This window comes from Pelomonas sp. V22 (assembly GCF_030014915.1).
Lineage (GTDB): Bacteria > Pseudomonadota > Gammaproteobacteria > Burkholderiales > Burkholderiaceae_C > JAUASW01.
This window is the reverse complement of record NZ_JAGIXS010000001.1, coordinates 1290446-1313610: the sequence shown is the minus strand read 5'-3', so window position 1 is coordinate 1313610 and position 23165 is coordinate 1290446. Positions and strand designations below refer to the sequence as shown.

The 23165-nt window shown below is 67.5% G+C and carries 24 protein-coding genes; 20 read left to right on the top strand and 4 right to left on the bottom strand.

Going from position 1 to position 23165, the window contains the following annotated elements; genetic code table 11:
• The first annotated feature begins 3 nt into the window (after nt 1–3).
• The 9 genes from J7U46_RS05985 (at nt 4) to J7U46_RS05945 (ending at nt 10286) form a co-directional block, all read left to right on the top strand.
• Entirely contained in the window at nt 4–591 is a 588-nt protein-coding gene (locus J7U46_RS05985) for a YqgE/AlgH family protein (protein ID WP_282823906.1), read from the top strand.
• On the top strand, nt 588–998 hold the full coding sequence (ruvX, locus tag J7U46_RS05980; RefSeq protein ID WP_282823905.1) for a Holliday junction resolvase RuvX: 411 nt from the start codon (nt 588–590) through the stop codon (nt 996–998). The genes J7U46_RS05985 and ruvX overlap by 4 nt, the downstream gene beginning before the upstream one ends.
• Entirely contained in the window at nt 995–1507 is a 513-nt protein-coding gene (gene pyrR, locus J7U46_RS05975; RefSeq protein ID WP_282823904.1) for a bifunctional pyr operon transcriptional regulator/uracil phosphoribosyltransferase PyrR, read from the top strand. Before ruvX ends, pyrR begins: the two co-directional genes overlap by 4 nt.
• The gene (locus tag J7U46_RS05970; RefSeq protein ID WP_282823903.1) at nt 1497–2459 is read left to right on the top strand and encodes an aspartate carbamoyltransferase catalytic subunit; all 963 of its coding nucleotides are present in this window, start codon (nt 1497–1499) and stop codon (nt 2457–2459) included. The genes pyrR and J7U46_RS05970 overlap by 11 nt, the downstream gene beginning before the upstream one ends.
• Entirely contained in the window at nt 2456–3769 is a 1314-nt protein-coding gene (locus J7U46_RS05965) for a dihydroorotase (RefSeq protein ID WP_282823902.1), read from the top strand. The genes J7U46_RS05970 and J7U46_RS05965 overlap by 4 nt, the downstream gene beginning before the upstream one ends.
• A complete protein-coding gene (locus J7U46_RS05960; RefSeq protein ID WP_282823901.1) occupies nt 3769–4500 on the top strand; it encodes a lysophospholipid acyltransferase family protein in 732 nt (243 codons plus the stop codon). The genes J7U46_RS05965 and J7U46_RS05960 overlap by 1 nt, the downstream gene beginning before the upstream one ends.
• Nucleotides 4497–6059, top strand: a complete 1563-nt coding sequence (locus tag J7U46_RS05955) for a thymidine phosphorylase family protein (protein ID WP_282823900.1) — start codon at nt 4497–4499, stop codon at nt 6057–6059. The genes J7U46_RS05960 and J7U46_RS05955 overlap by 4 nt, the downstream gene beginning before the upstream one ends.
• A 3-nt stretch (nt 6060–6062) precedes the next feature.
• Nucleotides 6063–6947 (top strand): ribose-phosphate diphosphokinase, encoded by an 885-nt coding sequence (locus J7U46_RS05950; RefSeq protein WP_282823899.1) that lies wholly within the window; start codon nt 6063–6065, stop codon nt 6945–6947.
• A gap of 237 nt (nt 6948–7184) precedes the next feature.
• Complete coding sequence (locus J7U46_RS05945) at nt 7185–10286, top strand: TonB-dependent receptor (RefSeq protein WP_282823898.1); 3102 nt, start codon at nt 7185–7187, stop codon at nt 10284–10286.
• Between the two features lie 50 nt (nt 10287–10336).
• Here the strand turns inward: J7U46_RS05945 and otnI are convergent, their stop codons facing one another.
• Nucleotides 10337–11134, bottom strand: a complete 798-nt coding sequence (gene otnI / locus J7U46_RS05940) for a 2-oxo-tetronate isomerase (RefSeq protein WP_282823897.1) — start codon at nt 11132–11134, stop codon at nt 10337–10339.
• Nucleotides 11135–11303: 169 nt separating this feature from the next.
• Here otnI and J7U46_RS05935 point away from each other — a divergent pair, with 169 nt between their 5' ends.
• The 3 genes from J7U46_RS05935 to J7U46_RS05925 all read left to right on the top strand — a co-directional run bounded on the left by J7U46_RS05935 (nt 11304) and on the right by J7U46_RS05925 (nt 14106).
• The gene (locus tag J7U46_RS05935) at nt 11304–12851 is read left to right on the top strand and encodes an ATP-binding protein (RefSeq protein WP_282823896.1); all 1548 of its coding nucleotides are present in this window, start codon (nt 11304–11306) and stop codon (nt 12849–12851) included.
• Entirely contained in the window at nt 12832–13515 is a 684-nt protein-coding gene (locus J7U46_RS05930; protein WP_282823895.1) for a response regulator transcription factor, read from the top strand. Before J7U46_RS05935 ends, J7U46_RS05930 begins: the two co-directional genes overlap by 20 nt.
• A gap of 138 nt (nt 13516–13653) precedes the next feature.
• Nucleotides 13654–14106, top strand: a complete 453-nt coding sequence (locus tag J7U46_RS05925) for an SgcJ/EcaC family oxidoreductase (RefSeq protein WP_282823894.1) — start codon at nt 13654–13656, stop codon at nt 14104–14106.
• Nucleotides 14107–14232: 126 nt separating this feature from the next.
• Here J7U46_RS05925 and gpmA read toward each other — a convergent pair whose 3' ends face one another.
• Nucleotides 14233–14976, bottom strand: a complete 744-nt coding sequence (gene gpmA / locus J7U46_RS05920; RefSeq protein WP_282823893.1) for a 2,3-diphosphoglycerate-dependent phosphoglycerate mutase — start codon at nt 14974–14976, stop codon at nt 14233–14235.
• A gap of 229 nt (nt 14977–15205) precedes the next feature.
• Between gpmA and J7U46_RS05915 the strand changes: the two genes are divergently transcribed.
• From J7U46_RS05915 to J7U46_RS05885, 7 genes are all read left to right on the top strand, one after another.
• Entirely contained in the window at nt 15206–16420 is a 1215-nt protein-coding gene (locus tag J7U46_RS05915) for a porin (protein ID WP_282823892.1), read from the top strand.
• A gap of 16 nt (nt 16421–16436) precedes the next feature.
• The gene (locus J7U46_RS05910; protein ID WP_282823891.1) at nt 16437–16862 is read left to right on the top strand and encodes a hypothetical protein; all 426 of its coding nucleotides are present in this window, start codon (nt 16437–16439) and stop codon (nt 16860–16862) included.
• An 87-nt stretch (nt 16863–16949) separates the two neighbouring features.
• Nucleotides 16950–18464 (top strand): methyl-accepting chemotaxis protein, encoded by a 1515-nt coding sequence (locus J7U46_RS05905; RefSeq protein WP_282823890.1) that lies wholly within the window; start codon nt 16950–16952, stop codon nt 18462–18464.
• A 77-nt stretch (nt 18465–18541) separates the two neighbouring features.
• Nucleotides 18542–18949 carry a rhodanese-like domain-containing protein gene (locus tag J7U46_RS05900; protein WP_282823889.1) on the top strand — a complete coding sequence of 136 codons (408 nt, stop codon included), beginning with the start codon at nt 18542–18544 and terminating at the stop codon, nt 18947–18949.
• 44 nt (nt 18950–18993) lie between these two features.
• A complete protein-coding gene (gene grxC / locus J7U46_RS05895; RefSeq protein ID WP_282823888.1) occupies nt 18994–19254 on the top strand; it encodes a glutaredoxin 3 in 261 nt (86 codons plus the stop codon).
• A 143-nt stretch (nt 19255–19397) separates the two neighbouring features.
• Nucleotides 19398–19871, top strand: coding sequence for a protein-export chaperone SecB (secB, locus tag J7U46_RS05890; protein ID WP_282823887.1), 474 nt, complete (start codon nt 19398–19400; stop codon nt 19869–19871).
• A 79-nt stretch (nt 19872–19950) separates the two neighbouring features.
• Nucleotides 19951–20961, top strand: a complete 1011-nt coding sequence (locus J7U46_RS05885; RefSeq protein ID WP_282823886.1) for an NAD(P)H-dependent glycerol-3-phosphate dehydrogenase — start codon at nt 19951–19953, stop codon at nt 20959–20961.
• Nucleotides 20962–20970: 9 nt separating this feature from the next.
• Here the strand turns inward: J7U46_RS05885 and trmL are convergent, their stop codons facing one another.
• Together trmL and J7U46_RS05875 are read right to left on the bottom strand one after the other, a co-directional pair.
• Nucleotides 20971–21441, bottom strand: coding sequence for a tRNA (uridine(34)/cytosine(34)/5-carboxymethylaminomethyluridine(34)-2'-O)-methyltransferase TrmL (trmL, locus tag J7U46_RS05880; RefSeq protein ID WP_282823885.1), 471 nt, complete (start codon nt 21439–21441; stop codon nt 20971–20973).
• A gap of 4 nt (nt 21442–21445) precedes the next feature.
• Entirely contained in the window at nt 21446–22183 is a 738-nt protein-coding gene (locus J7U46_RS05875; protein ID WP_282823884.1) for a ComF family protein, read from the bottom strand.
• Nucleotides 22184–22277: 94 nt separating this feature from the next.
• Between J7U46_RS05875 and J7U46_RS05870 the strand changes: the two genes are divergently transcribed.
• Nucleotides 22278–23117: a biotin synthase gene (locus tag J7U46_RS05870; protein ID WP_282823883.1), complete on the top strand. Its 840-nt coding sequence runs from the start codon at nt 22278–22280 to the stop codon at nt 23115–23117.
• Nucleotides 23118–23165 lie beyond the last annotated feature (48 nt).

The window sequence follows — 23165 nt, the reverse complement described above, 5'->3', positions numbered from 1 at the left end:
AAAATGCCGGCCATGGCCCAAGAACGCATAGACCTCACGAACCAGTTTTTGATCGCCATGCCCGGCATGGCCGACGATGCGTTCGCCGGCAGCGTGGTCTATATGTGCGAGCACAACGAGAAGGGGGCCCTCGGCCTCGTGATCAACAAGCCGATCTCGCTGACGCTCGGCCATCTGTTTGCCAAGGTCGATCTCAGCCTGGATCGGGAAGAACTCGCCGCCTCGCCGGTGTTCTACGGCGGCCCGGTGCAGACCGAGCGCGGCTTTGTGCTGCATGAGCCGCTGGACGAAGAGGGCAACCACTACAACGCCACGCTGGCCGTGCCCGGCGGCCTCGAGATGACCACCAGCCGCGACGTGCTGGAAGCGCTGTCCAACGGCGCCGGCCCCAAGAAGCTCCTGATCACCCTCGGCTACAGCGGCTGGGCCGCCGGCCAGCTGGAAGAGGAAATCGGCCGCAATGGCTGGCTCACCGTCGACGCGGCGCCCGAGATCATCTTCGAGACGCCGGTGGAAGAGCGCTACGAACGCGCCCTGGGCCTGCTCGGCATCGACCCCCGCATGCTGAGCCTGGAGGCGGGCCACGCATGACTGCGGTGCCCTCTCCCGCTGCCGCTCCCCAATCCCTGCTGGCTTTTGATTTCGGCACCAAGCGTGTCGGCGTGGCCACGGGCAGCCGTTTCACCGGCCGGGCGGAGCCGCTCAAAAGCATCCATGTGGAAGGCGACGCCCGTTTCACCGCCATCGAGAAGCTGGTGAAGGAATGGCAGCCCGATGCGCTGGTGATCGGCGTGCCCTTCCACCCCGATGGCGCCGAGCATGAGATCACCCTGCGCGCGCGCCGCTTCGGCCGCCAGCTGAAGGGCCGCTTCCGCCTGCCGGTCTACGAGGTGGACGAGCGCTACACCAGCGTTGAAGCCGAATCCCAGGGCGCGCGCGACCTCGATTCCGCTGCCGCCGCGCTGATACTCGAACAATTCTTCCGAGAGCATCCATGACCACCCTGCTTCTTGATGCCGAAGCGCTCTACGCCGACCTCAAAAAGGGCGTGCAGAAGCTGCTTCAACCCGACACCGCCCTCGTGGGCATCTGGTCCGGCGGCGCCTGGCTGGCCGAGCGCCTGACCGCCGACCTGGGCCTCGCCGACCATGGCGTGATCTCCAGCTCGCTGCACCGCGACGACTTCGGCACCAAGGGCATGAGCGCGAGCGCCGACCACACGCGCCTGCCCTTCGAGGTGGAAGGCCGCCACATCCTCCTGATCGACGACGTGCTCTACACCGGCCGCACGACCCGGGCCGTGATCAACGAGCTGTTCGACTTCGGCCGCCCCGCCAGCGTGACGCTGGCCGTGCTGGTGGACCGGGGCGGCCGCCAGCTGCCGATCGAACCGGTGTTCTCGGCCGCGCGCGTCGCGCTGGCACCAGCCCAGCGCCTGCGCCTTGCGAAGACCGAGACGGGGGCTTTCACATTCGACGTGACCGAGGGAGGCGCCGGTGCTCAGTAAACGCAATCCCCAGCTGAACAAGCATGGCGAGCTGATCCACCTGCTCTCCACCGAAGGCCTGCCTGCGGCCATCATTCACCAGATCCTCGACACGGCCGGCACCTTCCTCTCGGTCAACGACCGCGACGTGAAGAAGGTGCCGCTGCTGCGCGGCAAGTCGGTGTTCAACCTGTTCTTCGAGAACAGCACGCGCACCCGCACCACCTTCGAGATCGCGGCCAAGCGGCTCTCGGCCGACGTGATCAACCTGGACATCGCGCGCAGTTCCACCGCCAAGGGCGAGACCCTGCTCGACACCGTGGCCAACCTCAGCGCCATGCATGCCGACATGTTCGTGGTGCGCCACAGCGAGAGCGGTGCGCCCTACCTGATCGCCCAGCACTGCGCGCCGCATGTGCATGTGGTGAATGCCGGCGACGGGCGCCATGCGCATCCGACGCAGGGCCTCCTGGACATGTACACGATCCGCCACTACAAGAAGGACTTCACCAAGCTCACGGTGGCCATCGTCGGCGACATCGTGCACTCGCGCGTGGCCCGCTCCGACATCCATGCGCTCAGCATCCTCGGCGTGCCCGAGATCCGCGCCGTGGGTCCCAAGACCCTGGTGCCGGGCGACCTGAAGGACATGGGCGTGCGCGTCTGCAACGACATGGCCGAAGGCGTGAAGGACGCCGACGTGATCATCATGCTGCGCCTGCAGAACGAGCGCATGAACGGCGCGATGCTGCCGAGCGCCGGCGAGTTTTTCAAGAACTTCGGCCTGACGCCCGAGAAGCTGGCGCTCGCGAAGCCCGATGCCATCGTGATGCACCCGGGCCCGATCAACCGCGGCGTGGAGATCGACTCCACCGTGGCCGACGGCACGCAAAGCGTGATCCTGCCGCAGGTGACCTTCGGTATCGCGGTCCGCATGGCCGTCATGAGCATCCTGGCAGGGAACGAAGCATGAAGATCCTCATCAAGAATGGTCGATTGATCGACCCCGCCTCGGGCCTGGACCAGGTCGGTGACCTGGCGATTGCCGCCGGCCGCATCGTCGGCATCGGCGAGGTGAAGGACTTCGAAGCGGACCGCGTGATCGACGCTGCGGGCCTGGTCGTCGCACCGGGCCTCGTGGACCTGGCCGCACGCCTGCGCGAACCCGGGCACGAGCACGAAGGCATGCTGGAGAGCGAGCTGAACGCGGCCGCAGCCGGTGGCGTGACCAGCCTCGTCTGTCCGCCCGACACCGACCCGGCGCTGGACGAGCCGGGCCTCGTCGAGATGCTCAAACTGCGCGCCCGCAAGCTGAGCCGCTGCCGCCTGTTCCCGCTCGGCGCGCTGACGCGCGGCCTGGCCGGCGAGCAGCTGACCGAGATGGCCGAGCTGACCGAGGCCGGCTGCGTCGGCTTCTCGCAGGCCGAATCGCCGATCAAGAACACGCAGTTCCTGCAGCGCGCGCTGCAGTACGCCGCCACCTTCGGCTACACGGTCTGGCTGCATCCGCTGGACCCCTGGCTCGGCGGCGGTGTGGCGGCCAGTGGCGCGGTGGCCACGCGCCTCGGCCTCTCGGGCGTGCCGGTCACGGCCGAGACCGTGGCCCTGCACACCATCTTCGAGCTGATGCGGGCCACGGGCGCGCGGGTCCACCTGTGCCGCATCTCGAGCGGTGCGGGCGTCGAGCTCGTGCGCGCCGCCAAGCGCGAAGGCTTGCCCGTGACGGCCGATGTGTCGGTCAACTCGCTGCACCTGAGCGACGTGGACATCGGTTACTTCGATTCGTCGCTGCGCCTGTCGCCGCCGCTGCGCCAGGGCCGTGACCGCGCCGCGCTGCGCGCCGGCCTGGCCGATGGCACGCTGGACGCGCTGGTGAGCGACCACAACCCGGTCACCGCCGACGAGAAGAACCTGCCGTTCGCCGAGGCCACGCCCGGCGCCACCGGTCTGGAGCTGCTCCTGAGCCTGGCCCTGCGCTGGGCCGAGGACGAGAAGCTGCCGCTGCCCAAGGCGCTGGCGGTGATCACCGCTGCGCCGGTGCGCGTGCTCGGCACGGCGCTGGGATCGCTCGCCGACAGCGCCGGCCGACTGGTCGAGGGCGGCGTGGCCGACGTCTGCGTGTTCGATGCCAAGGCCTCCTGGTCGGTCACGCCCGAGCGGCTGGTGAGCCAGGGCAAGCACACGCCGTTCGCCTATGCGATCACCGGCTTCGAGTTGCCGGCCCAGGTGCGCTACACCCTGGTGGCCGGCCATCTGGCCTACGAGACGGACGAGAGCCGCTGATGCTCGCGGTCTGGCGCCTGCTCCGCTTGATCGCCCACGTGGGCGGCGGGCTTTGGATGGTGCACGTCCGCTTCAAGGGCCTGGATCAGGCCGGTCGGCATGGTGCCATCCAGGCCTGGTCGGCCAAGACGTTGGCCATCCTTGGCATCGAGCTGAAGCGCAGCGGCACGCCGCGCCCCGGTGCCAAGCTGGTGCTGGCCAACCATGTGTCCTGGCTCGACATCGCCGCCGTGCATGCGGTGATGCCCGAGGCGCGCTTCGTTTCCAAGGCCGACATCAAGCACTGGCCGCTGGTCGGCGCCCTGGTGGAGGCGGCCGGCACGCTCTTCATCGAGCGCAGCAGCAAGCGTGATGCCTTGCGCGTGGTGCACCAGACCGCGGCGGCGCTGAAGGAGGGCGACACGGTCGCCGTGTTCCCCGAGGGCACGACCGGCCCCGGCCCCGAACTGCTGCCCTTCCATGCCAACCTGCTGCAGGCGGCCATCGCCACCGAGGTGCCGATACAGCCGCTGCTCTTGCGCTGGCACGGGCCGGGCGAGCGCTTCAGCACGCCGCTGCGCTTCATCGGCGACATGACGCTGGCGCAAAGCGTCTGGGCCATTGCCAGCGCGCGCGGCCAGGGCTGCGAGCTGAAGCTGCTGACGCCGCTGGAAACCGCCCATGCGGACCGCCGCGCGCTGTCGGAACATGTCAGGGAGCTGCTGGCCGACGAGCTTAAAGTGCAGTCATGAACGTCCCTTCGCTGCAGATCCGCCGTGTCGGCATCGACACCTGGCGCGAGAACGTGGCCTACCTGCACCGCGACTGCCCGGTGGCACGGGCGGCCGGCTTCCAGGCGCTGTCCAAGGTCGAGATCCATGCCAATGGGCAGACCATTCTGGCGGTGCTCAATGTGGTCGATGACGAGCGCATCGTGAGCAACTGCGAGCTGGGCCTCAGCGAGGACGCGTTCCAGCGCCTGGGCGTGCAGGAGGGCCACAGCGCCAGCATTGCGCATGCCGAGCCGCCAGCCTCGATCGCCGCGCTGCGCCGCAAGATCAATGGCGAGCGCCTGGGCCGCGAGGACCTGGCCGCCATCATCCGCGACGTGGCCTCGGCCCGCTATTCCAAGATCGAGCTGGCCGCCTTCGTGGTGGCGACCAACCAGGTGGAGCTCGACCGCGAGGAGGTGCTGCACCTCACCGAGGCGATGATCGCCGTGGGCCGTCGGCTCGACTGGCAGCACCAGGTCGGCGCCGGCCTGGTGGTCGACAAGCACTGCATCGGCGGCATCCCCGGCAACCGCACCTCGATGCTGGTGGTGCCCATCGTGGCGGCGCACGGCATGCTGTGCCCCAAGACCAGCTCGCGCGCCATCACCTCGCCGGCCGGCACCGCCGATACGATGGAGGTGCTCGCCAATGTGGAGCTGAACTTCGAGCGCATGGTCGAGATCGTGCGCCAGACCCGGGCCTGCCTGGCCTGGGGCGGCACGGCCGACCTCTCGCCCGCCGACGACATCCTGATCTCGGTCGAGCGCCCGTTGTCGATCGACTCGCCGGGCCAGATGGTGGCCTCGATCCTCAGCAAGAAGGTGGCCGCCGGCGCCACCCACCTGGTGCTCGACATTCCGGTCGGCCCCACGGCCAAGGTGCGCTCGATGGCAGAGGCGCAGCGGCTCAAGAAGCTGTTCGAGTACGTGGCCGGCCATCTGCGCCTGCAGCTTGACGTGGTGCTTAGCGACGGCCGCCAGCCGATCGGCGCCGGCATCGGCCCGGTGCTGGAGGCGCGCGACGTGATGGCCGTGCTGCAGGGCGAGGCCGGCGCGCCGCAGGACCTGCGCCAGAAGGCGCTGCGCCTGGCCGCCCGCATGATCGAGTTCGACCCCGACGTGCGCGGTGGTCAGGGCTACCAGATTGCCCGCGACATCCTCGACTCGGGCCGCGCGCTGGCCCAGTTCAACGCCATCATCGACGCCCAGGGCCGCCGAGCCGAACCGCCGCTGCTGGGCTCACTGACGCACGAGGTCAGGGCCGCCGCTGATGGCGTGATCGTGGGCCTGGACAACCTGCGCATCGCCCGCATCGCCCGCCTGGCCGGCGCGCCGCAGGTGGCCGGCGCGGGCCTTGACCTCCTGAAGAAGCTTGGCGATCCGGTGCGTGCCGGTGAGCCGCTGTACCGCATCCATGCCCAGTTCGATGCCGACCTCGAGTTCGCCCGCACCCATGCGGCCAAGGACTCCGGTTGCAGCATCGGCGCGGCCGATCAACTGCCGCACGAATTTGCGAGCGGCTCTCAGTTCTCGCTCTGAACCATGACCTCATCGACCCTGCTGCTGGCCTTCGAAGACGAACGTGCGTTGGCTGAGGAGCTGGCTGCTGCCTTGGCCGTGCCGCTGGCCTTCGTCCGCGTGCACCGCTTCCCGGACGGCGAGCTGCGCCTGGTGCTGCCCAAGCCCTTGCCGGCGCGGGTGATCCTGTTGCGTGGCCTGCAGCAGCCCAATGACAAGCTGGTTGAGCTCCTGGTCGCGGCGCCTGCGGCACGGGAATTCGGCGCACGCGAGCTGCTGCTGGTGTCGCCCTACCTGGCCTATATGCGCCAGGACATGGAGTTCACGCCAGGCGAGGTGGTGAGCCAGCGGCATATCGCGCGCCTGCTGGCCGCCCATTTCGACCGCGTGCTCACCATCGATCCGCATCTGCACCGCATCGCCAGCCTGGACGAAGTGATGCCGCCGGGCGTTGGCGTCGCGCTGTCGGCCGCGCCGGTGCTTGGGGCCTGGATTGCCAAGCACGTGCCCGATGCCTTGTTGATCGGGCCGGACGAGGAATCCAGCCAATGGGTGAGCGAGGCGGCGCTGGCCGGCGCCCTGGACCATGCCGTTGGCCGCAAGGTGCGCCATGGCGATCATCAGGTGACGCTGGCCCTGCCCGATTGCGAGGTGCGCGGCCGGGCCGTCGTGCTGCTCGACGACATGGCCTCGACCGGCCGCACCCTGATCGGCTCGGCCGAGCAGTTGCTGGCGCGCGGCGCGAGCTCGGTGGACGTGGCGGTCACGCACGCGCTCTTCAATGGCGATGCGCTGCCGCTGCTGAAGGCCGCCGGTGTGCGCCAGGTCTGGAGCAGCAACTCGGTGCCGCACGAAAGCAATGCGGTGTCGGTCGTGCCACTGCTGACGCAGGCTCTGGTTGATGCCTGATCGAAAGCAGTCCTGCTGCGCACTTTCGTTGTCATGACGCTGATTTCATAACTTTCATGATCAGCGTCACGGTCAAGTAGGGACTGCCCCTGAGTTGCTGAATCGCTCACCACCCCTTTTGGAGGGGCGGGGCGTCACAGTGCTGCGTACTCAAATCGCCCTCCCGGTCTGCATACCGTGCCTTTGAGCATGGGCTGGAAGTCAGCCGCAGGCCTCGTGACTAACGGAGGAAGAGCAATGAGCAAGAGCAGTGGCATGTCTGCCGGTGCGGTGCTGCGGCACAGTGCCTTGGCGCTGGCCGTGAGCCTGGCCTGTGCCGGTGGCGTGATGGCCCAGAGCGCCGAAGGCAGCCTGACCGGCCAGAGCAAGGCCGGCGCGACGGTGATCGTCGTGAACCTGGAAAGTGGTCAGCAGCGCACCGTGTCAGCCGGTCGCGACGGGCAGTTCTATTTCTCGAAGCTGCAGCCTGGCAAGTACCGGGTCACCGCCGACGGCATCAGCCGTGAGGTGCAGATCATCATCGGCAGCGGCAGCAGCGTGTCGCTGCTGAATGCCGAGCTGGAGCGGGTCGACGTGGTGGGCAACCGCCAACGCAGCATCGACGTCAACAGCGTGGAAAGCAGCACCGTGTTCACGGCCGAGCAACTGCGCTCGCTGCCGGTGGCTCGTTCCATCGAGGCTGTGGCGCAGCTGGCGCCGGGCGTCAACAAGGGCGATGGTGGCCTGGGCAGTGGCAACCTGCCGGTGTTCTCGGGCGCCTCGGTGGCCGAGAACGGCTACTACATCAACGGTTTCGATGTCACCAACATCCGCAACTTCCTGTCCTACGCCAGCCTGCCTTTCGACGCGATTGCGCAGCAGCAGATCAAGAGTGGCGGCTATGGCGCCGAGTACGGCCGCTCGCTGGGCGGCGTGCTCTCGCTGGTGACCAAGCGCGGCACCAATGAATGGAAGGGGGGCGCCTCGGTCTACTGGAACCCGGACTTCCTGCGCGCGACCGGCACCGATGTGCTGGACTACAACACGGACAACGCCAGCCCGCTGACCAAGAAGCTGGCCTATACGCGCTTCACCTCGGCCAACAAGACCGACCAGCTCAGCTACAACCTGTACCTGGGCGGCCCCATCATCAAGGACAAGCTGTTCGTGTTCGGCCTGATCGAGGGCCGCGACAACAAGCTGGACCGCTACAGCTCGACCAGCAGCTATCACGAGACCTCGAATGTGCCCAACGGCATGATCAAGCTGGACTTCGCGCCGGACGAGCGCAACCAGTTCGAGCTGACCGCGATCTCGGCCAAGTCCCGCTCGACCCGCGACACCTACCTGCACAACAAGCTGGCCGACGCGCCGGCCGGCACCTCGGTCGACGTCCTGAACGACAGCCGCTGGTACATGACCAGCCATCTCACCAACAACTACGGCCCGCTGGACCGTGGCGTGACCGAGGGCGGCTCGACCGTGCTGATCGGCAAGTACACGGTCTTTGCCAGCGACAACCTCACGCTGTCGCTGCTCGGTGGCAAGGTCGACAACAAGCAGGACCGAACCTTCTACAGCCAGGACATCGTGCCGGGCTGCCCGCGTGTCTATGACCCGTTCCCCACCATCGTGGGTTGCTGGAACCCGGCCCTGGCGGTGACGGAGCGCGATACCAAGGCGCCGCGCTTCGATACCGATGAGCGCCGCGCGTTCCGCCTCGATGCCGAATACGTGCTGGGCAACCATACGCTGCGGGCCGGCTACGACGCGGTCAAGTTCACGTCCAGTGCGGCGGGCTCGACCTACATCGGCGGTACCGGCCAGTACTGGCGCTACTTCGACAGCGGCACCGGCGCCAAGCCCAACCTGGTGCCCAAGGGTCAGCAGTACGTGCGCGAATGGTTCAGCGCCTCAACCTCGGGCACCTACGAGGTCCGCAACACGGCCGCCTACCTGGAAGACAGCTGGAAGGTCGACAAGAACTGGCTGCTCTATGGCGGCCTGCGCAACGAGACCTTCGACAACCGGACCGGCGATGGCACCAGCTTCGTCAAGGCGACCAAGCTGCTGGCACCCCGCTTCGGCGCGTCATGGGACGTCAATGGCGATGCCTCGCTCAAGGTCTACGGCAATGCCGGCCGGTACTACATCCCGGTGGCCTCCAACACCAACATCCGCATCTCGCGGGCCGAGGCGTTTGCAGAGGCCTTCTACACCTTCACCGGCAAGGACCCCAAGACCGGCGCGCCGCTCGGACTGAAGAAGGACAGCGAGACCGGCACCCGCGAGCTGCATGCGGCCGATCCGGCCACGCTGTCCGATACCAAGCTCAAGCCCATGTACCAGGACGAGATGATCCTCGGCCTGCAGAAGGCGCTGAACAAGGACTGGACCGTTGGTGTCAAGGGCGTGCTGCGCAAGGTCAAGAACGGCATGGACGACTTCTGCGGCGGCCTGCCGCAGAAGCAATGGGCCCAGGACAACGGCTACAAGAAGTACGTGGGCAAGGTCGAGCCGACCTGCATCATCATCAACCCCGGGCGCGACGTCTCGCTGAAGCTGGACCTGGAGAACGACGGCAATCTCAAGCAGGTCACCATCCCGGCCAAGTACTTCGACATGCTGGCCTATAAGCGCAACTACAAGGCGCTGGAGTTCTCGCTCGACAAGCGCTTTGACGGGCAGTGGAGCCTCGGCGGCTCCTACGTCTGGTCCAAGCAGACGGGCACGGCCGAGGGCTATGTGCAGTCCGACCTGAACCAGGTCGACGCCGGCGCGACGCAGGACTTCGACTTCGCCTCCTTCACCCACGGCAGCGATGGCCCCGGGCCCAACGACCGCCGCCACGTGCTGAAGGCCTACGGCGTCTACCAGCTGAGCGACAGCTGGCGTGTCGGTGGCAACGTGATCGCCAGTGCGGGGCGCCCGACCAGCTGCAATGGCTTCGTCCCCAACACGGTGGCCGACTACGCCAAGACCGACCAGCACCAAGGGTCCAAGGACTACGGCAGCGCTTCGTCCTACTACTGCCTGGGCGACGACAAGAAGACGCACCTGACGCAGCGCGGCACCATGGGCAACACGCCCTGGACCTACTCGGCCAACCTCAACATTGCCTTCATGCCCGCACTGGCCGATGGCAAGCTGACCTTCCAGCTGGATGTGTTCAACCTGTTCAATGCGCAGCGCTACACCGAGGTCAACCAGGGCAAGGACTTCAGCCGCGCCAACACCGACCTGCAGTACAGCGCCAAGCCCGCCGACCAGGCCAGCGTGAAGTTCAATCCGAACTACCGCCAGCCCACGGACTTCCAGGCCCCGCGCTCCGCGCGCATCACGGCCCGCTACGAGTTCTGAGCGTCCCGCTCGTCTTGAGCAACCAGCCCGCCGCTTTGCCGGCGGGCTTTTTATTTCTGGAGGGGCATCCAGCGCCTGAGCCAGCCGAGGCCTGCCGAGGTGCCGGCGCGCGGCCGGTACTCGCAGCCGACGAAGCCCTGGTAGCCGAGCTCGTCGAGCAACTCCAGCAAGTACTCCACACGCAGCTCGCCCTGGTCCGGCTCCTGGCGCAGCGGCACGCCAGCCACTTGCACATGAGCGAGCACGCCCAGCGCCATCGCGCGGCGCAGCTTGGTGGCCACATCGCCCTCGACGATCTGGCAGTGGTAGCAGTCCATCTGCAGCTTGAGGTTGGACGCGGCCACGGCTTCGATCAGCTCCAGCGCGTGGTCCTGGCGGTTCAGGAAATAGCCCGGCATGTCGCGGCCGTTGATGGGCTCCAGCAGCAGCGTGACGCCGGCGGCGGCCGCTTGCTCGCAGGCCCAGCGCAGACGCTCCACGACCAGCGGCTTCAACTGCTCGCGGCTGTGGCCGGGGGGCAGCAGGCCCGACATCAGGTGCACCTGCCTGCAGGCCAGCGCCTGGGCATGGCTGAGCGCCGGGGCAAGGCTGCGCTCGAAGTCCTGCTCGCGCTCCGGTCGACACAGCAGGCCGCGCTCGCCGGCCTGCCAGTCGCCGGGCGGCGCGTTGAACAGCACCTGCTGCAGTTGCAGCCGGGCCAGAAGTTCGGCCAGCTGCGAGGCTGGGTGATCGTAGGGGAACAGGTATTCGACGGCGTCGAAGCCGTCCGCCGCTGCGGCGGCGAAACGATCCAGGAACTGCGGATGCTCCACATACTGGAAGCTGAGATTGGCGGCGAATCTGGGCATGCTGGCTGCCGATGATAGACAGGGCATGAGGCGCAGTTTCGTTTGCCAAACTATTGTTCGCGCTGGCGCTGCGGGGGGCGACTTAGAGTGCGCGCATGTTCCGCGTCCGCCTGTTGCTTGCCATCGCCGTGCTGGGCTTGCTCGCCCTGGTGGAGGGCGGCGCCGCGCTGTGGGCGCCCATCAGCAGGTGCAGCGTGGCCGCCTGACCAGCGACATCCTGCGCGACCTGGTCGAGATCTCGGCGAACAAGCAGCGGCTGCGCAGCTGGACCGCGCAACTGCTGCTGGCTGCCGATGCCCCGCCCGAAGGTCGCGACCAGCTGCTGGCCGAGATGCGCACCGGGCTGCAACGCCTGCATGCGCTGTCCAGCGAGCTCGATGGCCTGGAAACCGAGCTGGGTGAGCCGGGCCGCCGCGAGGCCCGTCAGCGCTCGCTGGATGTGCTGGAGCGCCACCTGGCCGAGCTGGCCCGCGTGCTGGCCACCGTGCGCCCGCTGGCGCCCGATGCCGATGCCATCGTGGCCTGGCGCCAGCTGGCGGCCTTGTTCAATGAGTCGCAGGGGCAGGACCTGCGGCGCCTGCTCAATGCCGAGATCGAGGCCGAGCGCGCAGCCACCCAGGCCTCGCGCCGCGCTGCCGACCAGGCCCTGGCCACGGTGCGCAGCGTGGTCACCGTGCTCAGCGTCACGGCCTTGCTGCTGGCGGCCGTGCTGGCGGGCTACTTCATGCGCCGGCTCAAGACGCCCATCGACGACCTGACGCTCGGCGCGCTGGCGCTGCGCAGCGGTGATCTCGACCATCGCATCCCGGAGCGCCAGCTCGACGAATTCGGCGACGTGGCGCGCAGCTTCAATGCCATGGCCGCCGAGCTGCAGCTGCGCCGCATGCAGGAGCAGGCGGCGCGCATGCGGCTGGAGGAAGAGGTGCAGTCGCGCACGGCCGAGCTGCGGGCCGCGCATGAAACGCTGCAGGCGCTGGATCTGCGCCGGCGCCGCTTCTTTGCCGAGGTCAGCCATGAGCTGCGCACGCCGGCCACGGCCATACGCGGCGAGGCCGAGGTGGCGCTGCGCGGCGGCGAAAAGCCCTCGGCCACCTACCAGGACGCCCTGCGCCGCATCGTGGCCATCGTCGGCCAGTTCAGCCATGTGGTGGAGGACCTGACCCTGCTGGCCCGCAGCGAGTTTGAGCAACTGGTGATGCGGCGCGAGCCGCTCGACTGGCGCGCGCTGCTGCAGCAATGCTGCGAGCAGGCCGGGTCCCGCGCTGGCGCTGCGGGGCGGCATTTCGCCTGGCGCCTGGAGCCTGGCAGCCCCGCGCTGATTGACGGCGACCCGCAGCGCCTGCTGCAGGCCATCAACATCGTGCTGGACAACGCCCAGCGTTATTCCTACCGGGGCGGCCGGTTCGAGCTGCTGGCACGGCCCGGCGAGGCCGGCCTGCACATCACGGTGCGCGACCAGGGCATAGGCATTGCGCGCGAGGAGCTGGGCCAGGTATTCGAGCGGCATTTCCGAGGCGAGACGGCGCGCGCCCACCGGCCGGACGGCCTGGGCCTCGGCCTGCCCATTGCGCAGGCCATCGTCCAGGCTCACGGCGGCTGCATAGACATCGACAGCCAGGCCGGCCAAGGCACCCGCGTGAGCCTGCTGCTGCCCTGGGCCGAGCCTGGCATCACAACTACAACAAGGAGCGATAAGGATGCGACTCTTGATCGTTGAGGACGACAGCCGCGTGGCGGATTTCCTGGAGCGCGGCCTGGGGGCCGAGGGCTATGCGGTCACGGTGGCGCGCAACGGGCCCGACGGGCTCGCGCTGGCGCGCGGCCAGGACTGGACCCTGATCGTGATGGACGTGATGCTGCCCGGCCTGCCGGGCCTCGACCTGCTGCAGACGCTGCGCAGCGAGGGCTCGCAGATCCCGGTGCTGATGCTGACGGCGATGGGATCGCTGGAAGACAAGGTGGCCGGCCTGCGCCTCGGGGCCGACGACTACATGACCAAGCCCTTTGCGTTCGACGCGTTGATCGTGCGCCTGGAGGCGCTGCGGCGCCGTTCGCGCGAGACCCAGGCCGTGGTCGCGGCCCTGCGCGTGGCCGACCTCAGCCTGGACCGCCAGCGCATGAAGGTCACGCGCGCCGAGCAGCCCATCGTGCTGACCGCCATCGAGCTGGCCTTCCTCGAGCTCTTGATGAGCTCGCCGGGCCGCGTGTTCAGCCGCGAGCGCATCCTCTCCAACGTCTGGGGCGCGAACGAGGACCCGCTGACCAATGTGGTCGACGTCTATGTCCGCCGCTTGCGCCAGAAGGTCGATGAAGGCCATGCCCTCGCCCTGATCAAGACGGTGCGCGGCGTGGGCTACAAGATCGACGACGAGGCCACCTGAGGTCGGGCCGCTCGTTCAGCCTTTGTTCATCTGAGCGTCAGCCCGGCTTCATCGAGGCCAACGGCCGCTGTTCATCACGCGAGCCCAGCATGGAAGGCATGCCGCATCGGCATGTCCAATCCATGAGGAGTGAGAGAGATGAGCATCAAGAAGCCCCTGCTGATCCTGGGTGCCGCCCTGCTGAGTGCCTCGGCGCAGGCTCGCACGGCATCGTGCGCCAGCGCCGACGAGGCCCAGGTCGCCGCGCTGTTCGACCGCTGGAACGCCTCGCTGGCCACGCTGGACCCGGACCGCGTGGTGGCCAACTACGCCACCGACGGCGTGCTGCTGCCCACGGTGTCCAACCAGCCGCGCGGCAACCCTGCGGAGATCCGCGACTACTTCGTCAGCTTCCTGCAGAAGAAGCCCCAGGGCAAGATCGACCGCCGCTTCGTCAAGATCGGCTGCAACCTCGCCACCGACGTCGGCACCTACACCTTCAGCTTCAAGGACGGCAGCAAGGTCAGCGCACGCTACAGCTTCGTCTACGAGTTCAAGGACGGCGGCTGGCTGATTGCTCATCACCATTCCTCGGCGATGCCCGAGAAGTGATGGCTGAACAGCGCATGAATGGCGTTGAAAGCTGACGTCCACTCAACGCCCTCGGAGTGAGCGCTTCGAGGGCAGCAAAGGGCCGGCGTCTGCCGGCCCTTTGCCATTGCAGTGCGCCGTCCAGCCTCAAGCCTTGCCCTGGTTGGCCACCGCCGCTGCGGCCTTGGCGGCGGCCTCGGCGTCGCCCAGGTAGTAGCTCTTGATCGGCTTCAGGTTCTCGTCCAGCTCATAGACCAGCGGGATGCCGTTCGGGATGTTGACGCCGACGATGGCGTCGTCGGCAATCCCGTCCAGGTACTTGACCAGGGCGCGGATGCTGTTGCCGTGGGCGGCGATCAGCACGCGCTGACCCGCCTTGATGGCCGGCGCGAAGACCTCGTTCCAGGCCGGCAGCACGCGGGCCACGGTGTCCTTCAGGCATTCGGTCAGCGGGATCTGCTCGGGCTTGAGGCCGGCGTAGCGCAGGTCGCCGCGCTCGCTGCGCGGGTCGCTGGCTTCGAGGGCCGGCGGCGGCGTGTCGTAGCTGCGGCGCCAGATCAGCACCTGCTCGTCGCCGTACTGCTTGGCCATGTCGGCCTTGTTGAGACCTTGCAGGCCGCCATAGTGGCGCTCGTTGAGGCGCCATTCGTGGATCACCGGCAGCCAGGTGCGGTCCATCTGGTCCAGGCAGTGCCACAGCGTCCAGACGGCGCGCTTGAGCACCGAGGTGTAGGTCACGTCGAAATCCATGCCCGCTTCCTTCAGCAGGCGGCCGGCCTGCTGGGCCTGGGCAACGCCCGTGGGGGTCAGGTCTACATCGGTCCAGCCGGTGAAGCGGTTTTCGAGGTTCCAGGTCGATTCGCCGTGGCGAATGAGCACGAGCTTGTACATGTCGGTCACGAGGGGGATGCCGCCCGATTTCTGGGCTGGGGCGGATTCTATCGAGGCCCCAAGTGTGGACTTGTGCCTTGGCCCGTTGCCCGTCACCCACAAACGCTCAGCGAGATGACGATTCGCAAGCCGCAAGGTGTTGATCGTTCTAGTATCGATTCGGGCGACACCCGCGCGCTTGTGCGCGGGGCGTCAATTTGTTCTGGTTTTTTTAAGCAGGAGACAGAGCATGCAGAAGAAGAGCAAGTGGCGCCTGGCGCCGTTGGGAATGGCCGTTCTGGCCTGTGCGGGTGCCCAGGCACAGGGCGGCGATAGCCCCTTCACCTTTTCAGGTTTTGCCACCCTCGGCGCTACCGGTACCAATTCGAGCATTGGCGAATACGCCATGACCGGCCAGAACCGCGGGGCCAGCAAGAGCTGGAGCGGCGAGGTCGACAGCAAGCTCGGCGTGCAACTCACGGCCAAGGCCAACCAGATGTTCTCGGGCACCGTGCAGGTGCTGTCCAAGCAGAACGGCGACGGCAACTTCAACCCGGAGGTCGAATGGGCCTTCGCCAAGGCGCAGGTGATGCCTTCGCTGTCCTTCCGCCTCGGCCGCATGGGCGCGCCGTTCTTCGCGGTGTCGGACTTCCGTGACGTGGGCTATGCCAACACCTGGCTGCGTCCGCCGCTGGATGTCTACGGCCAGGTGCCGATCAGCCGCTTCGACGGCGGCGACATGATCTTCCAGACCAACACGGGCCTGGGTTCGTTGTCGGCCCAGCTGTTCGTTGGCAAGTCCAACGCCGTGGTGCAGCGCACCGACGTGGATTTCACCAGCATGAAGGGCTTCAACGGCACGCTGGAAATGGAAGGGGGCCTGACGCTGCGCGTGGGCTATGTGCGAGGCAAGCTGACCGTGAAATCGGCCAGCCTGAATGGCTTGACCGCCACGCTGCGCTCGGTGCCCATCGCGGCCGTGAGCTCGGTGGGCGACCAGCTCGACCCGAACAAGAAGGATGCCAGCTTCGCCGGCGTGGGCCTGGCCTGGGACCAGGGCGAATGGCTGGCCAACTTCGAGTACACGCAGCGCCGCACGGCCACCTACGTGCCCGACACCAATGCCTGGTACCTGACCGTGGGCCACCGCTTCGGCAAGTTCACGCCCTATGCCACCGTCTCGCAGATTAAGCAGCAGGACAGCAATGTCAACAACACCATTCCGGTCGGCGCCAGCCCGACGCTGAATGCGCTGAAGGCCGGCGTGGACGGCGTGGTGGCAGGCCAGTACAAGGAGCAGAAGACCCAGGCCGCCGGTGTGCGCTGGGATGCCTACCGCAATGTGGCTGTCAAGGCGCAGCTGGAACGGATCACGCCCAAGGGGCCGGGCTTCTTCATCAATGTGCCGAGCACTTTCAACAACCGCGTCACTGTCTACAGCCTGGCTGTGGACATGGTGTTCTGATCCAGGGAGGCACAGCATGACCAAGTTCAAGCGTTTGGCCGCCCTTGCCGGACTGGCCCTGGCCAGCCTCGGCGCCCAGGCCCAGGTGGCCGTGATCGTCAACAGCAAGAGTGCCACGGCCAGCATGACGGCCGACCAGGTGGCCAGCATCTTCCTGGGCAAGAGCAACACCCTGCCCAGCGGGGCCACAGCAGCCGCCGTGGACCAGGCCGAAAGCGCGGCGGTGCGCGAGCACTTCTACACCAAGGTCACGGGCAAGCAGGCGGCCCAGGTGAAGGCGGCCTGGTCGCGCATCGTGTTCAGCGGCAAGGGCACGCCGCCCAAGGAAATGGCCAGCTCGGCCGAGGTGAAAAAGTTTGTCGCAGCCAATCCGGACGCGATAGGCTATATCGAGAAGTCCGCCGTGGATGGCACGGTCAAGGTGGTACTGAGCGTCGATTGAGCGCCGTCGCGCTCAATCAATAAGGTCGCTGGGAAACGGGAGCGCAGGGCAGGGGCCTTGCGCTTCCTTGTTGGATGGAGACAAGAGATGAATGTGAAGACCCGGATCTGGCTGCTGCCCTTCCTGGCTGCCGGCATATTCGCCATCGGCATCATCGTGGTGTTGCTGTATTCCTCGCGCACATCGGATGCGATCACGTCGGTCGGTACGGTGGACTATCCCTACCTCGATTCGACCACCCAGTTCGGGTCGCAGCTGGAGGCCCTGGGCTCGACGATACAGAGCGCCGTGGCCGAGGGCGAGAAGAAGCGCCTGGACGAGGCCAATGAGCGCGCAACAGGCCTGCGCAAGATCCTGGACACGATTGCCAAGATCGACGGCAAGCAGGAACCAGCTGCCGCGCTCAAGAAGGACTTCGAAGCCTATTTCGCAGCCTCGGTCGACACGGCCCAGATGTTCATGGGCATGAAGCAGGGCGACCAGGGCGGCGCGATTGCCAAGATGCAGGGCTCGCTCAAGCAGCTCGAAGGCACGCTGGCCAAGGTCCGCAAGGGCGCCAGCGAGGGCTTCGACGAGGGCCTGAACAAGGCGCAGGCCGGCGTGTCGTCCAGCCTCTGGGCGATCGTGATCAGCGGCGTCGTCGTGGTGCTGTGCCTGGGCCTCGGGTCCTTCCTGGTGATCGGCGGCGTGTGGCGCCAGCTCGGCGGCGAACCCGAATATGCGCGCGACGTGATGCGCCACATGGCGGACGGTGACCTCTCGCAAGACATCGTCGTCGCCCCGGGCGCCGACCAGAGCCTGCTGGCGGCGGTGCGCGACATGTCGCGCGGGCTTGCTGGCATCGTGGCCAATGTGCGCACCGGTACCGATTCAATGACGGTGGCCTCGCGCGAGATTGCCGTCGGCAACCAGGACCTCTCGGTGCGCACCGAGAAGCAGGCCAGCTCGCTGGAGCAGACCTCCAGCAACATGCAGACCCTGACCGACACCGTGCGCCAGAGCGCCGATGCGGCGGCCCAGGCCAACCAGTTGGCCGGCTCGGCGGCGGCGGTGGCGCAGAAGGGCGGCGAGGTGGTGTCCCAGGTGGTCTCGACGATGAACGAGATCAACACCAGCTCCAAGAAGATCAACGACATCATTGGCGTGATCGACGGCATCGCCTTCCAGACCAACATCCTGGCGCTGAACGCGGCCGTCGAGGCGGCGCGTGCGGGTGAGCAGGGGCGTGGCTTCGCGGTCGTGGCCGGTGAGGTGCGCTCGCTGGCCCAGCGCAGTGCCGAGGCCGCCAAGGAGATCAAGGGCCTGATCGGCGCCAGCGTCGAGAAGGTCGAGTCGGGCAGCCGCCTGGTGGAGGATGCCGGCTCGACGATGACCGAGATCGTGGCCAGCGTGCAGCGGGTCTCGGACATCATCGGCGAGATCACGGCGGCGTCGTCCGAGCAGAGCCAGGGCATTGGCCAGGTCAACCAGTCCATCACTCAGTTGGACCAGATGACGCAGCAGAATGCGGCCCTGGTGGAACAGGCCGCTGCTGCCGCCTCCAGCCTGGAGCAGCAGGCGCGCAGCCTGCAAACGGCGGTGTCGACCTTCAAATTGGCTTGAGGCCAAAAATCCCGCGTCGTGCGGGTACTGGAGCGGGATTCCTATAATCCCGCTCCTTTTGCTTTGGGGCATCGCTCTTGAACTTCCTGCTCGAACACTGGTACCTCCTGCTGACCGCCGTCCTCTCTGGCGGCCTGCTGCTGTGGCCCTCGCTGAGCAAGGCGGGCGGCGGCGTCGCCCCGGCCGAGGCGGTGCGCCTGATCAACCGCGAGAAGGCGGTGCTGATTGATGTCTGCGAGGTCGAGGAGTTCGCGGCCGGCCATGCCAGCGGCGCCCGCAACATCCCCCTGAGCACACTCGAAGGTCACAAGCAACTGCCTTCCAACAAGGCCTTGCCCATCGTGGTGATGTGCCAGACCGGCGCACGCGCGGCGCGTGCTGCTGGCATGCTGCGCAAGCTGGGTCATGAAAAGGCCCAGCCGGTGGCCGGTGGCCTGAAGGCCTGGCGCGAAGCCAACCTGCCGACCGAGCGCAGCGCCGGCTGAAGCCGGGTTGCCCTTCCTGTTTTGTCCTTGAGGATGGATTCGCGATGAGTCGCGTGAAGATGTACACCACCCTGGTCTGCCCCTACTGCGTGCGGGCCAAGAGCCTCCTGAAGCAGCGCGGCGTCGAGCAGATCGAGGAGATTCGCGTCGATCTGGACCCGGCCCAGCGTGACAGCATGGTCGCCCTGACCGGCCGCCGCACGGTGCCGCAGATCTTCATCGGTGACACCCATGTGGGCGGCTGTGATGAGCTGATTGCCCTGGACCATCGCGGCGAGCTGCAGCCGCTGCTGCAGGCCGCCTGACCCTCTGACGCCGCCCTTGTGGGCGGCTCACGCGTTTGCAAGAGGGGGCAAGCCCCGTGACGAAGCGTTTGGCGCCTGCGCCATAATTGCGCCCACTGCCCGCCAACCCTTCCGGCGGGCTTTACTTTTGCTTGAGAGACATCATGGCCGACGAGAACAACACCCCCGTGTTCCAGATCCAGCGCATCTACCTGAAGGATCTGTCGCTGGAGCAGCCGAATTCGCCGGCGATCCTGCTGGAGCAGACCCAGCCCAACATCGACATCAACCTGACCCTGTCGGCCGAGCCGGCCGCAGAGGGCTTCTTTGAAGTCTGCGTGACCGCCACGGTCAACACCAAGGTCGGCGATCGCACGCTGTTCCTGGTCGAGGCCAAGCAGGCCGGCATCTTCGAGATCCGCAACGTGCCGGCCGAGCAGATGGAAGGCATCATCGGCATCGTCTGCCCGCAGATGCTGTACCCCTATCTGCGTGCCATCGTTTCCGACGTCTGCACCCGCGCTGGCTTCCCGCCGGTGCTGCTGACCGAAGTGAACTTCCAGGCCATGTTCGAAGCCCAGCAGCAAGCCCGTCTGCAGCAAGAGCAGGCCGCCCCGGCCGACGCTACGCTGAACTGATAGCAGTCTGGCCCTGCGCCTGGGAGCGCGCCACGCTGACGCGCGGCGCGCTTTGTCGTTCTAGGAGGGAGCGAGTGCCATGAAGATCACGGTTTTCGGTGCCGGTGCCTGGGGCACGGCCCTGGCCATCCAGGCGGCCACCCGCCATCAGGTGATGCTGTGGGCCCGCGAGGAAGCGGCCGTGGCCGCCATGCAGGCCAGCCGCTGCAACAGCCGCTACCTGCCGGAGGCGCAACTGCCCGAGGGCTTGCAGCTCACGAGTGATTTCGAGGCGGCCCTGGCCTTTGGGGAACTGCTGATCGTGGCCACGCCGATGGCGGCGCTGCGCAGCATGCTGGCCCGCCTGCCCGACGGCGCGGCCGTGATGTGGCTTTGCAAGGGCTTCGAGGCCGGCACCGGGCTCCTGGGCCACGAGATCGCCCGTGCCGTGCAGCCTCGGCTGCGCGTGGGCGTGCTCTCCGGCCCCAGCTTTGCACAGGAAGTGGCGGCCGGGCAGCCCACCGCCCTGGTCTCCGCCAGCGAGGATGCGGCCCTGGCCCAGCTCGGCTTGGAAGCCTTCCACGGCGAGCGCATGCGCGTCTACAGCTCAAACGACCCGGTGGGCGTGGAGGTGGGCGGGGCGGTCAAGAACGTGATGGCCATCGCCGTGGGCATTGCCGATGGCCTGCGCTTGCGCGCCGAGCGCCTGGGCAATGCCTCGCAGGCGCCGGGGCTCAACGCCCGTGCGGCCCTGATCACCCGGGGCCTGGCCGAGATGCTGCGGCTGGGCCAGAGCCTCGGCGCGCGCACCGAGACCTTCATGGGGCTCTCAGGCATGGGCGATCTGGTGCTGACCGCCACCGGCGACCTCTCACGCAACCGCCGGGTCGGCCTGATGCTGGCCGAGGGCCTGGACCTGACGCAGATCCTGCAGCGCCTCGGGCATGTGGCCGAGGGCGTCTACAGCGCGCCGACGGTGCTGGCGCGGGCCCGCAGCAAGGGCGTTGAGATGCCGATCACGGCCGCCGTGGTCGAGGTGCTGGAAGGGCGCTTGAGCGTGCTCGATGCCGTCGACGCCTTGATGGGCCGTCAGGCGCGCTCGGAGCACTGAAAGCCGGCTTCAGGCGGCGCCCTCGTAGTCGTTCTGACGCCAGGCCTCGAACACCGCCACGGCCACGCTGTTGCTGAGGTTGAGGCTGCGCTGGTCCGGCCGCATCGGCAGGCGCACGCGCTGCTCGGGCGGGAAGCTGTCGCGCAACGCCGGCGCGAGCCCGGCGGTCTCGGAGCCAAACACGAGGAAATCGCCGGGGCGCCAGGTCTGTTCGGCGAACGGATGACTGCCCTTGGTGGTGAAGGCGAACAGCCGCGCCGGATCGGGCTTCACGGTGTCGAGAAAGGCCTGCCAGCTGGCGTGACGCAGCACGGCCGTGTACTCGTGATAGTCGAGCCCGGCGCGCTGCAGCAGCTTGTCTTCCATCGAGAAGCCCAGGGGCTCGATCAGGTGCAGGCTGCAGCCAGTGTTGGCGGCCAGGCGGATCACGTTGCCGGTGTTGGGCGGGATCTCGGGCTGTACGAGGACGATATGGAACATGCCCTCATTGTGCCGGCGTGCGCGCCAGCACCCAGGCTTCGACGCGCACGGCGCCGGCCTGGCGCACGACGCGAGCCAGCTCGAGCAGCGTGGCGCCGGTGGTCATCACGTCGTCCAGCAGGGCGATGCGCGCGCCTCGCACCTCGGTCAGGCGCTCCGGGGCCACGGCGAAGCTGTGCTTCACATTGGCAGCTCGATCAGCAAGGGGTAGGCTGCTCTGCGATGGTCCTTGCTGCAGGCGCATCAGCAGGCCGGCATCGCAGCGCAGGCCGCGCCGGCGTGCCAGGCCCCGGGCCAGCTCGTGGCTCTGGTTGTAGCCGCGCTCGCGCAAGCGCTCCTGGCTGAGGGGCACGGCAAGCAGCCAGTCGGGCCTCTCGGCCAGTGCTGCGTCGAGCGCTTCGTCGAGGCGATCCAGCAAGGGGCGGCGCAACGCCAAATCTCGATGGAACTTGAAGCGCTGCAGCAACTGGTTCCAGGGGAAGGCGTAGTCCAGCGCCGCGATGCTCCGGTCCAGCGGCGGTGGCTGGTGCAGGCAGGGGGCGCATTGGCGCAGCGGGCCGAGCTCGGGCAGCCGGATGGCGCAACGCTCGCAGCGCTGGCCCGGGCGAACATGGGCTTGGAGGCAGGCAGCACAGATGCGCGTGGGCGACCATGCATGGCAGACCGCACATTGCCCCGGGCAGCGCGCCAGCAGCCGCTCCAGCGCTGCGGGTTTGCTGGGGGCGAGGGGCTCGGCCGGCATCGCCTCAATATACTTCCGGCCTATGACGGCGCCCCTGGTTTCTCCCCCCTCCGAACTAGCGACTGACAAGACGGTGGGCATTGATTCGTTGGCGGTGCGACATCAGCGCCGCCGCCTGCTGAAAGCGGCCGAGGCGCCCTGGCTGAATCGCGAGGTGTCGGGTCGGATGGCGGAGCGGCTGCAGGTGATCAAGCTTCAACCCGCCACCGTCATCCAATGGTCCGCCTGGCTCGGCGGCAGCCATGATGATCTGGCCCAGGCCTATCCGCAGGCGCGCCAAGTCTGGGTCGATCTGGATGAGTCCCGTGCGCCGCAAGCCGGCTTCGTGGACAAGCTGCTGCGCCGCAAGCTGCCTCAGCAGCTCCGGCCTGAGCAGGTCGAGCCCGGTGGTGCGGAGCTGCTGTGGGCCAATATGTGCCTGCACGGCAGCAGCCAGTTGCCCGCCTTGTTGCAAGCCTGGCAGCGTTCGCTGGCCGTGGACGGCTTTCTGATGTTCTCCTGCCTGGGGCCGGACAGCTTCGTCGAGCTGCGGCCGCTCTACGCGCGGGAGGGCTGGGGTGAACCGGCGCCGCCCTGGATCGACATGCACGACATCGGCGACGAACTGGTGCAGGCCGGCTTTGCCGACCCGGTGATGGATCAGGAACTCTTGACCCTGACCTGGAGCAGCCCCGAGAGCCTGCTGGCCGACCTGCGCGCGCTGGGCGGCAATGTCTCGCCCAAGCGATTTGCGGGCTTGCGCAGCCGGGCCTGGAAGCAGCGCCTCTTGCAGGCGCTCGAGGGGTTGCGCGGGGCGGATGGCCTGTTGCGGGCCAGGGTCGAGCTGATCTACGGTCATGCCTTCAAGCCGGCGCCAAGGGCCCGGCTGGCGGCCGAAACAGCGGTTTCGCTGGACGATATGAGGGCGATGGTGCGCAAACCAGGAAGGCGCTGAGCCATGTCAAGGGCTTCAAGACCACGTTGTGCTCATGGCCGTGGGCTA

Bases quoted from the DNA above. Each gene is read 5' to 3' on its own strand.
- J7U46_RS05985 (WP_282823906.1), top strand. From the start codon at position 4: ATGCCGGCCATGGCCCAAGAACGCATAGACCTCACGAACCAGTTTTTG.
- ruvX (WP_282823905.1), top strand. From the start codon at position 588: ATGACTGCGGTGCCCTCTCCCGCTGCCGCTCCCCAATCCCTGCTGGCT.
- pyrR (WP_282823904.1), top strand. From the start codon at position 995: ATGACCACCCTGCTTCTTGATGCCGAAGCGCTCTACGCCGACCTCAAA.
- J7U46_RS05965 (WP_282823902.1), top strand. From the start codon at position 2,456: ATGAAGATCCTCATCAAGAATGGTCGATTGATCGACCCCGCCTCGGGC.
- J7U46_RS05960 (WP_282823901.1), top strand. From the start codon at position 3,769: ATGCTCGCGGTCTGGCGCCTGCTCCGCTTGATCGCCCACGTGGGCGGC.
- J7U46_RS05955 (WP_282823900.1), top strand. From the start codon at position 4,497: ATGAACGTCCCTTCGCTGCAGATCCGCCGTGTCGGCATCGACACCTGG.
- J7U46_RS05950 (WP_282823899.1), top strand. From the start codon at position 6,063: ATGACCTCATCGACCCTGCTGCTGGCCTTCGAAGACGAACGTGCGTTG.
- J7U46_RS05945 (WP_282823898.1), top strand. From the start codon at position 7,185: ATGAGCAAGAGCAGTGGCATGTCTGCCGGTGCGGTGCTGCGGCACAGT.
- otnI (WP_282823897.1), bottom strand. From the start codon at position 11,134: ATGCCCAGATTCGCCGCCAATCTCAGCTTCCAGTATGTGGAGCATCCG.
- J7U46_RS05930 (WP_282823895.1), top strand. From the start codon at position 12,832: ATGCGACTCTTGATCGTTGAGGACGACAGCCGCGTGGCGGATTTCCTG.
- J7U46_RS05925 (WP_282823894.1), top strand. From the start codon at position 13,654: ATGAGCATCAAGAAGCCCCTGCTGATCCTGGGTGCCGCCCTGCTGAGT.
- gpmA (WP_282823893.1), bottom strand. From the start codon at position 14,976: ATGTACAAGCTCGTGCTCATTCGCCACGGCGAATCGACCTGGAACCTC.
- J7U46_RS05915 (WP_282823892.1), top strand. From the start codon at position 15,206: ATGCAGAAGAAGAGCAAGTGGCGCCTGGCGCCGTTGGGAATGGCCGTT.
- J7U46_RS05910 (WP_282823891.1), top strand. From the start codon at position 16,437: ATGACCAAGTTCAAGCGTTTGGCCGCCCTTGCCGGACTGGCCCTGGCC.
- J7U46_RS05905 (WP_282823890.1), top strand. From the start codon at position 16,950: ATGAATGTGAAGACCCGGATCTGGCTGCTGCCCTTCCTGGCTGCCGGC.
- grxC (WP_282823888.1), top strand. From the start codon at position 18,994: ATGAGTCGCGTGAAGATGTACACCACCCTGGTCTGCCCCTACTGCGTG.
- secB (WP_282823887.1), top strand. From the start codon at position 19,398: ATGGCCGACGAGAACAACACCCCCGTGTTCCAGATCCAGCGCATCTAC.
- J7U46_RS05885 (WP_282823886.1), top strand. From the start codon at position 19,951: ATGAAGATCACGGTTTTCGGTGCCGGTGCCTGGGGCACGGCCCTGGCC.
- trmL (WP_282823885.1), bottom strand. From the start codon at position 21,441: ATGTTCCATATCGTCCTCGTACAGCCCGAGATCCCGCCCAACACCGGC.
- J7U46_RS05875 (WP_282823884.1), bottom strand. From the start codon at position 22,183: ATGCCGGCCGAGCCCCTCGCCCCCAGCAAACCCGCAGCGCTGGAGCGG.